The sequence below is a fragment of the Sodalis sp. dw_96 genome (assembly GCF_018449575.1).
Lineage (GTDB): Bacteria > Pseudomonadota > Gammaproteobacteria > Enterobacterales > Enterobacteriaceae > Acerihabitans.
Genome location: NZ_JAAVUT010000001.1, coordinates 321174 through 333801 on the forward strand (window position 1 = coordinate 321174; position 12628 = coordinate 333801).

A 12628-nucleotide genomic window follows, 5' to 3' on the forward strand; every position below is an offset into this window, starting at 1 on the left:
GTCACATTATTTTCCCCCTGGACTGATCATGTTTATACTGATTTTCCTACCTCTGCGGATGCCTATGCACGGGTAGGTTACGGAGTGCTGAGAGCTGATAACCGCCGGGCCGCTTCTTACATGATTTATCTGCACGGCAGCAGGTGCCACCCGCATAATAGATGTCACCAGCGCCGCCGCGAATGAAGCGAGGCCCGCGGCAATCGTCTTATAGAACGGTGTTCAGGACAGGTCGGATAGCTTTTGCGCCGAGGCGATAAGTTCCGACAGCAGCATCTGTCGCCGCGTCTCATCCGTGTCGCGGCTGACCATAAAGCAGAACGCCGCAATGGCGTGACCACCGCGGGAGTGTACCGGCGCCGCCATGCAGCAGGTAAAGCTGTCGGACAATCCTTCGGTCAGGGAGAACCCCTGCTGTGCGGCGCGCCTAACATCCTCGAGAAACTGTCCGCTATCGATGGTGCGTCCGTCCGCCAGGATAAAATCTTCCGCCGGGATCAGCTCAAGAATGTCCTTCGGTGAGAGATGGCCCAGCAGCAATCGTCCGGAGGCGGTCCAGGGAATGGGCACCTTGACGCCGATATCCGAGGTGATTTTAAACGGACGCGAGCTGCTTTCCGATAACACCACCGTATATTTATTGCCTTCCAAAACGCAGAGCTGAACGGTTTCTCCCAAACGGTTTATCAGCTCAAGCATCAACTGATGGGCGCGACGCAGCAAATCGTTTTGCATGGCATAATCCGCACCGTAATAGTGCATTTCCCGACCGAAAAACACGCTGCCGTCCGGCAACGTTTCCAGCCAGTCCGCCTCCGTCAATAGGTTCACCAGTTCGTAAATACTCGATCGCGGCGCATCGGTGGATGCGATCAGTTCACGCATGGTCATGGGTCTTCTGGTGATATGCAACTGCCGGAATAATTCAATGATCCGGTCTACTCCCCTGGCCCGAGGCGGGTTAACTGAGGGCATAGCTGTTCTCCGTGATATCGCCGGCCGGCGTAATAGTGAGTATGCCGGAGCCGCCATTGTTCTGTCTAAACGGGCGGCGGCCGCCGGGTTTTGCCAGTGGGTATCATACACGGAATCAACAATATCCACAGCGTCCGTTCATTTTTGCTTAATGATATTCGATGCACTTTTATGGGGCCCTATTATTTTGCGTGGAGTGGAAATCTTATTTTCCATGGTGAAACGGTATTGAAAAGAGTAAACGGATTTAAGCAAAGGCACAGCGGAAAATAACGGCTTAATCGTGACAGTTCTGAATCCAGACATATAAATTCTGATTGCTTATTGCAAATTAAATTCTTTTATGACAGTCTGAAATTGTCCGGTATGTCGGAAATTAATCCGATATACCGGACAGATGTGCCGGACAAAGTGGGGTAATGGCTACTTAAATTATTTTGAACAAACAGGGCGGACAAAACCAGGTTTTGTGGCGCGGGAGACATCCTTATGGCAATAAAACGGTACGGTACCGAAGGCGGCGTGGGTACCGGCGGACAACGATTACCCTTTGCCCGGGCGGTTGAGGCGGACGGCTGGCTCTACATCTCGGGTCAGACGCCGATGACCGATGGCGAAATAGTGGAAGGCAGTATTATTGAACAAACCCGGCTGGCATTTGATAACTGCCTGCGTATTGCACAAGAGGCGGGCTACGAGGCTAAAGACGTGGTGCACGTCACCGCCGTGCTCACCGACGCGCGTTATTTCGGATCCTTTAATAAAGTCTTCGCTGAATATTTCTCTCAATTTCCTCCGGCGCGAATTTGCAGCGTTCAGGACCTTGTGGTGGATTGTAAGGTGGAAGTCGATATGAAATGTTTCCGCGCCGATAAAAAATAAACATTAACCGCCGGCGAGTTTATTTTAATCCAGCAAAATTGAAAACAGATATACCTAATAGGTTTCGAGTTGCTGCCGACGCAGCTGCAACGTGGAAGACGACGGGTATCACAATCATTTATTCGGGGGAATACAATAATGAATTGTTTTAATTACAAGAGGCATGCCGCCTGTCTGCTTACCGCCGCCGGCGTATTATCCATTATCGGCTGTACGCCCACCGATAACGGTAAGGCTAAAGACGCCGCCCTGGCCTCCACCCTGCAAACCGTCTTACAGCGGGGCACCCTGCGGGTGGGGGACTGCTTGTCCTTTGCGCCCTTTGGTTTCAACAATAAAGACGGCCAACCCGACGGCTACGATGTGGACTTGGCCAAGGAGCTGGCCAAGGATATGGGAGTGAAGCTCGAAGTGGTGGACACCACCAGCGCCAACCGTATTCCCAATTTGCAAACCAATAAAGTGGACGTGGTATTCTGTAATTTCACCCGCAATCTGGAGCGGGCCAAGGAAATCGGTTTTACCTCGCCTTATGTGGTGGCCAGCGAAGCGATGCTGGTGCGTAAAAACAGCGGCATCCAGTCCGCCAAGGATATGAGCGGCAAAACCATCGCCACGGTAAAAGGCTCCACCAATGGCGATGAAGTCCGCTCCATGGGCATCCCGGTGAAAATCCAGGAGTATGACAGCTCCCAGGCCGCGATACTCGCCGTCAAGCAGGGACAGGCCGACGCCATGATAGAGGATAACAACTTCCTGGCTTACCAGGCCAAGCTGGATCCTACCCTGGTGGTCACCAACGAGGCGCTGGTGCCGCTGGAATATAACGCCTTCGGCGTGAAGGCCGGCGATCAGCAGTGGATCAATTACCTCAATGAATTCCTGTTTGAAATCAACGCGTCTAAAGAAAACGCCGCGCTCTATCAAAAATGGTTCGGCACGGCGCCCCGTTATCCGCTGAATCCTCAGTATTGATGACCAGCGTGGGGTTTATCCGCCGACGGAGGCCGCTATGAGCTATCAATGGTTAACCCTCATCAGCTATTTTGATGTGTTTCTCACCGCCGCCTGGGTGACATTGCAGGTGACGGTGCTGGCATTTGTCCTGGCAATGGCGTTGGGTTTGCTAACCGCTCTGGCCCGATCCTGCCGTTTCTCCGTCCTGCGGTTTATTGCCGCCGCCTACGTTGAAATCATTCGCAACACGCCGGTGCTGCTGCAAATATTCATCGTGTTTTTCGGCCTGCCGTCCCTGGGGATGACCATGAGTGCCTGGACCGCCGGTATTATCGCCCTGGGCGTGAACGTGGGAGCGTACCTGGCGGAAGTCTTCCGCGCCGGAATCCAATCGGTGCCCCGCGGCCAGCAGGAGGCGGCAATGATTCTCGGTATCGGCCGGCGGGATATTTTTTTGCAGGTGGTGTTGCCCCAGGCGGCAAGGGCGGTCTATCCGGCCATTATCAACAATCTGATCCAGCTGTTGCTGGGCACCTCGCTGCTGTCGGCCATCGCCCTGCCGGAGCTCACCGGCACGGCGACGGTAATTAACGCCCGGACGCTGCTTTATATTCAGACCTTCACCGTGACCCTGGTGGCCTATCTGATTATGAGCAACGCCCTGGTGTGGATTGGCGGCTTTTTAGGACGGCATCTTTTCACGCCGCCGGTCATCGCCATAAAAAAGACCGGACCCTGGTTCAGCCGAAATAAAGCTAAAAACGGGGGCCTGGCATGAACGAATTATTAATCACCAGCATGCCGCTGCTGTTAAAGGGGCTGGGGGTTACGCTGCTGCTGTCGGCGGCCTCCATTATCGGCGGCACTGTGCTGGGGCTGCTGGCGGCCATACTGCGCAGCAGCCGCAACGGACCGGCCATCATCGTCGCCCGCCTGTATACCGAGCTGTTTCGCGGTTCGCCGGTGCTGATTACGTTGATGTTTATCTATTTCGGCGTGGCCTATTTCGGCTATGACATCAATATCTTCGCTGCCGGCGTTATCGGCCTGAGCGTTTATCAGGGCGCCTATATCGGCGAGGTATTTCGCGCCGGTATCGAGGCGGTGCCGAAAGGGCAATGGGAAGTGGCGCAAATCCTCGGCATGAACAAGCGCCACACTTTTTTATCGGTTGTCCTGCCGCAAACCCGGCGCATTGTCTTGCCGCCCCTTATCGGCCAGTACCTGTCGCTGATAAAAGATACCTCCATTATCAGCATGATCGGCATGTCAGAACTGCTGCGCCAGGGACAATCCATCGTCGATCGCATCGGTCAGCCGGTGGCGGTGTACAGCCTGGTGGCCGCCCTTTATTTCATTATCTGCTTTCCCATCTCCCGCTGGGTGCGGCGGCAGGAAAGCAACAGGAGTCTTTTATCATGACGGCTATTGTCAGCCCCAAACCCGCCATCGCCCTGAGCGGCGTGTCGAAATCCTTCGGCAGCACCCAGGTGCTCAAAGGCATCGATCTGGCCGTCAGTCCCGGCGAGGTGTTGGTGTTAATCGGCGCGTCCGGGTCCGGGAAAAGTACCGTGCTGCGCATCATGAGCGGTTTGGAGACCGCCGACGCCGGTGAAATATGGGTCAACGACGTGCCTTTGCATGACAGCCGGCGGGCCAAGGAGATTCGCGGGCATGTGGGCATGGTTTTCCAGCAGTTTAATCTGTTTCCCCATAAAACCGCCCTGGGCAATGTGACGCTGGCCCTGATCAAGGCGCGCAAAATGTCGAAAGCGGACGCCGAGCGCACCGCCATGGCGGCCTTGAATCGGGTGGGGCTGGCGGACCGGGCCGGTCATTATCCGTCGCAGCTGTCGGGGGGACAACAGCAGCGGGTGGCTATCGCCCGCGCCCTGGCGGTGGAGCCGAAGATTATGTTTTTCGACGAAGCCACCTCGGCGCTGGATCCCGAACTGGTGGGGGAGGTGACGGAAGTCATGCGCGAACTGGCCCGTGAGGGGATGACCATGGTGGTGGTGACCCATGAAATGGGTTTCGCCCGCAAAACCGCCGACCGGGTGGTATTTATGGACCAAGGGGTGATTGCGGAACAGGGGGCGCCGGAGCAGATTTTTGTCCATCCGCAAAATGCCCGCACACAGCAGTTTTTAAGCCGGGTGCTTGAGCACTGAGATAACCGATAGCCATCAAGACCGCCAGGCGGTTCGATATTAGGGGAATTCCATTATGTCCGATACCACAGATTTTTATGCCGCCGACGGCAGCCTGAACCCGGTGACACCGGGACCATTATATAAATCCGCCGGGGGAGACGGCCGCTCAGTGCTGGCAGCCGGCACCCCCTTGTTCGGCGGCGACGCGGTTTTTTCGCCGGTCATGATCCTCAAACAGGCGGCTTATGAGCAGAATATCACCGCCATGGCTGTTTATTGCCGCCAGCAGGGAGTGCTGCACGCGCCGCACGGCAAAACCTCCCTGGCGCCGGAACTGCTGCGTGGAGCAATACGCCAGGGGGCGTGGGGACTGAGCGCCGCTACGCCCGCCCAGGTGCGCGCCTTTCGGTCCTTCGGCATCAAAAACGTCTTTTTAGCCAATGAACTGGTGGACCCGGCGGGCATCCGCTGGATAGGGCGCTATCAGCACGACCATCCGGAGCAGCGGTTTATCTGCTACGTGGATTCCCTGGCCGGAGTACGGATACTGGAACAGGCCCTGGCGGATATTGACGTCCGCCTGACGGTATTGCTGGAAGTGTCGGTGGCCGGTGGTCGCACCGGCTGCCGTTCTTTGGCGGAGGCGCTGGACATCGCCCGGGCGGTGCGAGACAGCAATAAGCTGCAACTCATCGGACTGGCCGGCTACGAAGGCGCCATCGCGGGAGATCGCAGCGCTGAATCCCTCGCCAAAGTGCGGGACTATTGCCGCTGGATGATGACCGTGGCGAGCGCCGTGGACGGCGAGGGGCTGTTCGGGGTGGATGAAATATTGCTGAGCGCCGGGGGCGGGACCTTTTTTGATATTGTGGTAGAAATGTTCAAAGCGGTGTCCCTGTCCCGTCCCACCCTGGTGATGATTCGTTCCGGGGCCTATATGGCCCACGACGACGGTCTTTATGCCCGCATCGCCCCATTTGCCCAGCCCGGCTCGGCGTTCCATTTGCAACCGGCGCTGGAAATCTGGGGCCGGGTGCTGTCGCGCCCGGAACCGGAGTTGGCTATTCTCGATTTTGGCCGCCGCGACGTGCCTTTTGACCAGGATTTGCCGATGCCCCACAGCTTTCGCAATCAAGACGGCGGACAGTCGCGTGACGCCAGGGCGGCGGAGGTCACCGCGGTAAACGATCAGCATGCCTATCTGCGCGTGGCGGCGGACGACCCGCTGCAGGTGGGTGACTGGGTGGGATGCGGGATATCCCATCCCTGTACCGCCTTTGACAAATGGCGCTACCTGCCGCTGGTGGACGATGATTATGTCTGCGTCGGACAGGTGACGACCTGGTTTTAACGATTTTTTATCTGCGCTGGCCGTCGGTGATAGCCAATATCATCGAAGGCCTCAGCGCAGAGAAAAGCATGCTGCAAAAAAAATCTATAAGCCCGCCCTAACAGGGAATGTCTATTACAGCACTTTGCTTGAATATTCAGAAATTCAAAGATTGAATTGTATCTAAGGCAGTTGCTTTCGTTATAAAAAACCAAATTTGCAAGTTCCCATGCTTAATCTCCTTTAAAGTAAAATTAATGGATGCATGATATCAACGGCTCATTCCCTGATCTACTTTAATGATTGTCATTGTGTCCTTTAATAATTGAATTTACTGAACTTTTTATCAAACTAAATTAAGGAAGAATAGAGAATGATGAATTCCAGCCCTCATTCCGTAATGGGTTCAACGTTTTGTCCGGTATCTAATGAAGAAAACCTTGATGATAACGGGTTGGCGGAGGTTGCTAAAACCATCAAGGTAAGCAATACCTCTTCAGCGATGCCGCAGTCGACTCATCCTCGAAGCGGCACAGATAATGTTAAGCCAAAGTACACCCTATCTTATTTTCTGGCCGCAAACTCGGGGGAAAAAGATTTCACTTTAGAACATAAATATCATCCTGTGGCTGTATTTGGCTTAAGGAAAAAACAAGATAATCTTAAGTCTCTTTTGGAAGAAGGTTTAGGATTAAAAAGAGTAACAACAATTAATATACTGAATATGCGTATAGGACTAAATGAACCGCCCCGGCACTGGGAAAAACTTAGTTATCCCACAAAAAAACTTTTTGATCGTGCTATTAAAAATATTTCAAAAATCAGTGACCGCGCGCCCTTGCAAACTTCAGAAAAATCCCACAGAGGGTTAATGTTTCGTTGGAGCAATCACTTATATGCTAACAAGGAAAAGCTTGATCCCATCATCCGAATCAGAACTCTTCTTAATCAAACTGTGGCTAATGGTAATAAAGATAATCTGGAACAATTTATTCTTAAAAACAGTGAGGCGGATTGCGACACTGAGGAGCTGTGCAAACATCTTAAATACTTAATTCTTGAGCTTGGTTGCAAAAATAGCGCTGAGATGGAGCAGGCCTTAGGGTCTTACAAAACGGAAAAAGGGGTATCACTACTGTCATCGGAAAACTACAAGGATTTATATCATCTTTATAACTTTCATTTTTTTAGAAATACCAGCAAGCTGGGCTTGAGGTTTTTTGTCGAGGAGCGCTTTGATATTGCGTACGCATGGAATGCGGAGGAAAACGCTGAAATTAACCTCGACGAGGCAAAGTGTAGACCCTGGAAAAGAGGACAGAGACGTGACGACATACAATTAAATCGACCCGTACATGAATGGATTACTTATTCAGAAATTCGATCAATCCTACGTAATAAAAATTTCGTATTTTCTTCCAATAAACCCTTTAAGTTTTTCTATGCATTAGATTATAGAATGAAGAGATTTAATGTTGAAATGGCGCGGTCGTTACGTTCTGATCATTGGGTTAAGCTCTAATAAGTTGTAAAGGGACGTTCATCCCGAGGTGCCCCAGGTTTATCTGTGTCAGCTATCCTTAACATTCAGGATACATTCAACGACGCGAGGATGTCATGGCAAAGCTGACCAGTGATTTTTTTGTTGAGCGCCTGCGGGCGTGGGGCGTGACCCGGATATTCGGCTACCCCGGCGACGGCATCAACGGCGTGCTCGGTGCGCTGCAGCGGGCTGAAGAGCAAGGGCAGGGCATAGAATTTATCCAGGTGCGCCATGAAGAGATGGCGGCCTTTATGGCCAGCGCCCATGCCAAATTTACCGGTCGGCTCGGGGTATGCCTGTCCACCGGTGGCCCCGGCGCCACGCATCTGCTCACCGGCCTGTACGACGCCAAAATGGATCATGTGCCGGTGCTGGCCATCGCCGGTCAGGCGGAGACCACCGCCCGCGGATCCAATTATCAGCAGGAGCTGAACCTCGATCGGGTCTTTGCCGACGTCGGCAGTTTTGTGCAGGAAGCCGCTACCCCCGCCCAGCTGCGCCATCTGGTGGATCGCGGCGTACGTATCGCCGTGGCGCAAAACGGCATTACTGTGCTTATCCTGCCCAAGGACGTGCAGGACGAGCCCTGGCAGGAGCCGAAGCAGGCTCACGGTTTTACCCGCTCCGGACCGGGTTATCAGAGGCCAAAAGTGGTGCCTTACGAGCAGGATTTGCAGCGGGCGGCGCAGGTGCTGAACGCCGGCAAAAAAGTGGCGATTCTGATTGGCGCCGGCGCGCGCGGCGCTGCGGTGGAAGTGGTCCAGGCCGCCAACCTCTTGGGGGCCGGCGTCGCGAAGGCGCTGCTGGGCAAGGATGTGCTGCCGGACGATGCGCCTTTTGTCACCGGCTCCATCGGCCTGCTGGGCACCGAACCCTCGTCGGATATGATGAAGGCGTGCGACACGCTGCTGATGATAGGCACCGGCTTCCCCTGGGCGGAGTTCTTGCCGGCGGACGGACAGGCGCGGGCGGTGCAGATTGATATCGACCCGTCGATGCTGGGGCTGCGTTATCCGGTAGAGGTGAATTTGCACGGGGATGCGGCCGAAACGTTGCGGGCGCTCTTACCGCTGTTGCAGCATAAAGATGACCGTAGCTGGCAGGAAAATATCGCTTTGGGCGTCAAAGCCTGGTGGCTGAAGCTGGAAGAACGCGCCATGGCGGAAGCCCACCCCGTCAACCCGCAACGCGTGGTGTGGGAGATGTCCCCCCTATTGCCCGAAAACGCCATCGTCACCTCCGACTCCGGTTCCTGCGCCAACTGGTTCGCCCGGGATTATCGGGTAAAACAGGGCCAACGGGCCTCGCTGTCGGGGGGACTGGCCTGCATGGGGGCGGCGGTGCCTTACGCCATCGCCGCCAAATTCGCCCATCCCTCGTCGCCGGTGGTGGCGCTGGTGGGTGACGGCGCCATGCAAATGAACAACATGGCCGAGCTTATCACCATCAAGAAATATTGGCAGCGCTGGCAGGACCCGCGTTTTGTGATCTGTGTTTTCAACAATGAGGATTTGAACCAGGTCACCTGGGAACAGCGGGTGATGGAGGGCAACCCCCGCTACCCGGCCACCCAGTCGGTGCCGGACGTGGGCTATGCCCGCTTTGCCGAGTCCCTGGGTCTGAGAGGCATATTCATTGACGATCCCGCCATGCTGCATGCCGCCTGGGTTGAGGCCCTGGCCGCCAATCGGCCGGTAGTGCTGGAAGTGAAAACCGACCCCGAGGTGGCGCCCTTGCCGCCGCACATTACCCTGGAGCAGGCAAAAGCCTTTATGTCTTCCATGGCCAAAGGCGATCGCGGCGCCGGGCGGGTGATTGCCGATACCGCCCATCAGATTTTAGGCGGGATACTGCCGGGTAAGTCCTGAGGATGCATAAATATTTGTAGCGGACCATTAAAACTCTTTATTTCCCTTATCCGGGGTATTCCCTATGCTGGATTCATACGCACCGCAACCCAGTGATAGAGGATTGATGATGTCAGCACCCAAGCGTACCTGTGTTCGCCATGCGCTCCCGGCACTTTTGTTGACAGCCGCCGCCGGCGGATTGTGGCATCCGTCGGCGGCGCTGGCCGCCGAAACCCTGCGCCTTGCCCACGCTTCCAGCAGCGATAGCCTGATTAACCAGGCGATGGTGCGCTTTGCCGCCGAGGTCAAAGAGAAAACCAATGACCGTCTGGAAATCCAGATCTTCCCTGACGGCCAGTTGGGGGATGAAGGCGCCATTGCCGATTCAGCCGGCTCCGGCGCCATCGCCATCGGGCTGGGGGGCGTGGTGGATGCCATTGATCCTCGTCTGAACGCGGTGTCGTTGCCCTTTCTGTTCAAGGATGCCGGCGCGGTGCACCATTTTCTGGACAGCGCGGCGGGGAAAAAATTCCTCACAATGGGCGAAGATCGCGGTTATGTGATGCTGTCCGCCCTGGACTCCGGCTTTCGCCAATTCGCCAACAGCAAGAAAGCCATCGTGGAACCCGCCGACCTGGCCGGTTTGAAAATCCGCACGCCTCCCAACCCGGTGATTCTTTCCACCATCAAGCAGCTGGGGGGGTTACCCCAATCCATTCCCTTTGGCGAGGTATACACCTCTTTGCAATCCGGGGTGGTTGACGGTGTGGAGCCCGAGCTGCGGGACTTCAGCGACCAACGCTGGTACGAAGTGGTCAAGCACGTCTCCATGGCCAACTACATCTGGTCGGCGAATTTCTGGTATATGAATAAAACCGCCTATGACGGCCTAGCGCCGGCCGATCGCCAGGCGCTGCAACAGTCCGTGGCCGATACCACCGCCTGGTACAGGGACCAGCTGTCCCAGGTTTACGCCAAGCTCACCGAGCAGCTCAAGGCGAAACAGGTGGTGTTCAATGATGTCGACCGGGCGGCGTTTCTGGCCAAGTCCGGGCCGGTGTATGACCAGTTCTCCAAGACCTGGGGTGCGGACTTTATCAAACAGCTGCGCGCCGACGCCGCGGCAGAGTAACGGATCATGACCCAGATCCATTACGCCCGATCCAGCGGACCGGCATGGCTCCGGCTTCTGCTGATGTGGGCGGGCTGCCTGCTGTTTTTGGTCACCCTCGGCTCGACGCTGCTGGGTATCGTCGCCCGCTATTTCGGCTGGACCGGCGTTGAATGGACCTTTGAAACCGCCGAAATCAGCTTTATCTGGGTGACCTTTATCGGCGCGGTGCTGGCGGAGCTGCGCGGGGAAAACGTGCGTTTCACCAGCCTGGTGACGCTGCTTCCCCATGCGGCGCAGCGCGCACTGGACCTGTTCGCCACGCTGGTGCTGCTGGGTTTGAGCGGCTGGCTGCTGCAAAGCGGCATCCGCGTCTTGAACGGCTCGGGCCGGGTGCCGACGCCGGTCATGCGCCTGCCCAGCGGCGTTATCACCCTGGCGCTGGTGAGCTTTTCAGCCATGCTGATGTTCGTTTCCCTGTGGCGCATTTGGCACTTTTTTCATGTTCGCAAGGAACCGGCTGAATGACCGTTATCATCCTTATCGTGGCATTCCTGATTTTGTTGTGCGCCGGCGTCCCCATCGCCTGGTCCATCGCCGGCGGCAGCCTGGCCGCCCTGGCTCTGGGGGATTTTCCCATGCCGCCTACCTGGCTGGCGCAGCAGACCATCCGCGGCGCCGACACCGCGTCGCTGATTGCCATTCCGCTATTTTTGTTCGCCGGCGAACTGATGAACCGCGGCGGGCTGACCCATCGCATCATGCGGGTGGCGGAACATCTGTTCGGCCATTTCCGCGGCGGGCTGGGGCTGGTGAACGTGGCCACCGCCTTTATCTACGGCGGCCTGACCGGTTCCGCCACCGCTGATACCAGCACGGTGGCCAAGGTGATGATCCCCATCATGGAGAAGATGGGATATCCGCGGGACTTTGCCGCGGCGGTCACCGCCGCCTCCGGTACGCTGGGCATCGTGGTGCCCCCCAGCGTCATTCTGCTGCTATATGGGGTACTCACCAATACTTCCATCGGCGGCCTGTTCGTGGCGGGTATCGTGCCCGGCTGCCTGCTGGCGCTGGTGTTTATGTTTACCGCCTGGGTCATCGGCGTGCGTGAAAATTTCCCCCGGCTGGAAGGCAGCATTGATTTTCCGCAGTTTTGGCGCGACCTGTGGCGGGCCTTGCCGGCCATGTGCATGCCGGTCTTTGTCCTCGGCGCCATCGTGACGGGTTTTGTCACCGCCACCGAGGCGGCCGGATTATCGGTGGTTTACGCCCTGCTGGCGGGCGGGTTGTTTTACCGGGAACTCTCCTGGCGGGACATCATCCCGGCCATTGTGGAATCCGTGGCTATCACAGGGTCGGTTATGATTATCATGGCGGTGGCGGTGCCCTTCGGCTGGCTGCTGACGGTTACCCAGGTTCCCCATATGGCGGCCGCCTGGATCACCTCATTGCATTGCGGCCCGCTGATGACCGTGCTGCTGGTGATTTTACTGCTGAAAGTGGTGGGCTTCTGGCTTGATCTGGGGCCTGCCATGATCATCCTGGCGCCGATTCTGGTGCCCATTGCCAAACAGGCCGGTCTGGCGCCGTACCAAATCGGGCTTATCTTCACCATGACCCTGGGCTGGGGACTGTTCACCCCGCCGGTGGGCAGCAACATTTTTGTGGTGTGCAACGTGGCGAAAATAGATATCGGGCCGGTATCGCGCCGATTGATTCCTTTCTGGATAGCCACCGCTTTCGCTATCGCGCTGCTGGTGCTATTCCCTGCTTTAACCGAGTGGTTGCCCGCATTGCTGGGCTATTGACGCGCTTTAAACACGA

General features: G+C 56.2%; 12 protein-coding genes. 11 read left to right on the forward strand and 1 reads right to left on the reverse strand.

Annotated features, from left to right (window positions below; genetic code table 11):
• Positions 1-222: 222 nt before the first annotated feature.
• Complete coding sequence (locus HB631_RS01390) at positions 223-975, reverse strand: IclR family transcriptional regulator (RefSeq protein ID WP_213989365.1); 753 nt, start codon at positions 973-975, stop codon at positions 223-225.
• A 489-nt stretch (positions 976-1464) separates the two neighbouring features.
• Between HB631_RS01390 and HB631_RS01395 the strand changes: the two genes are divergently transcribed.
• The 11 genes from HB631_RS01395 to HB631_RS01445 all read left to right on the forward strand — a co-directional run bounded on the left by HB631_RS01395 (position 1465) and on the right by HB631_RS01445 (position 12612).
• Positions 1465-1857, forward strand: a complete 393-nt coding sequence (locus HB631_RS01395) for a RidA family protein (protein WP_213989366.1) — start codon at positions 1465-1467, stop codon at positions 1855-1857.
• Between the two features lie 138 nt (positions 1858-1995).
• Positions 1996-2832, forward strand: a complete 837-nt coding sequence (locus HB631_RS01400) for a transporter substrate-binding domain-containing protein (RefSeq protein ID WP_213989367.1) — start codon at positions 1996-1998, stop codon at positions 2830-2832.
• Between the two features lie 37 nt (positions 2833-2869).
• Positions 2870-3592 carry an amino acid ABC transporter permease gene (locus HB631_RS01405; RefSeq protein ID WP_213989368.1) on the forward strand — a complete coding sequence of 241 codons (723 nt, stop codon included), beginning with the start codon at positions 2870-2872 and terminating at the stop codon, positions 3590-3592.
• Positions 3589-4236, forward strand: coding sequence for an amino acid ABC transporter permease (locus HB631_RS01410; protein ID WP_213989369.1), 648 nt, complete (start codon positions 3589-3591; stop codon positions 4234-4236). The genes HB631_RS01405 and HB631_RS01410 overlap by 4 nt, the downstream gene beginning before the upstream one ends.
• Complete coding sequence (locus HB631_RS01415; RefSeq protein ID WP_213989370.1) at positions 4233-4985, forward strand: amino acid ABC transporter ATP-binding protein; 753 nt, start codon at positions 4233-4235, stop codon at positions 4983-4985. Before HB631_RS01410 ends, HB631_RS01415 begins: the two co-directional genes overlap by 4 nt.
• A gap of 55 nt (positions 4986-5040) precedes the next feature.
• The gene (locus HB631_RS01420; RefSeq protein ID WP_213989371.1) at positions 5041-6318 is read left to right on the forward strand and encodes an alanine racemase; all 1278 of its coding nucleotides are present in this window, start codon (positions 5041-5043) and stop codon (positions 6316-6318) included.
• Between the two features lie 352 nt (positions 6319-6670).
• The gene (locus HB631_RS01425; RefSeq protein WP_213989372.1) at positions 6671-7819 is read left to right on the forward strand and encodes a hypothetical protein; all 1149 of its coding nucleotides are present in this window, start codon (positions 6671-6673) and stop codon (positions 7817-7819) included.
• 95 nt (positions 7820-7914) lie between these two features.
• Complete coding sequence (locus tag HB631_RS01430) at positions 7915-9708, forward strand: thiamine pyrophosphate-requiring protein (protein ID WP_213989373.1); 1794 nt, start codon at positions 7915-7917, stop codon at positions 9706-9708.
• A gap of 106 nt (positions 9709-9814) precedes the next feature.
• Complete coding sequence (locus HB631_RS01435) at positions 9815-10822, forward strand: TRAP transporter substrate-binding protein (RefSeq protein WP_213989374.1); 1008 nt, start codon at positions 9815-9817, stop codon at positions 10820-10822.
• Positions 10823-10828: 6 nt separating this feature from the next.
• Positions 10829-11329 carry a TRAP transporter small permease subunit gene (locus HB631_RS01440; protein ID WP_213989375.1) on the forward strand — a complete coding sequence of 167 codons (501 nt, stop codon included), beginning with the start codon at positions 10829-10831 and terminating at the stop codon, positions 11327-11329.
• Positions 11326-12612 (forward strand): TRAP transporter large permease, encoded by a 1287-nt coding sequence (locus HB631_RS01445; RefSeq protein WP_213989376.1) that lies wholly within the window; start codon positions 11326-11328, stop codon positions 12610-12612. The genes HB631_RS01440 and HB631_RS01445 overlap by 4 nt, the downstream gene beginning before the upstream one ends.
• The last annotated feature ends 16 nt before the right edge of the window (positions 12613-12628 follow it).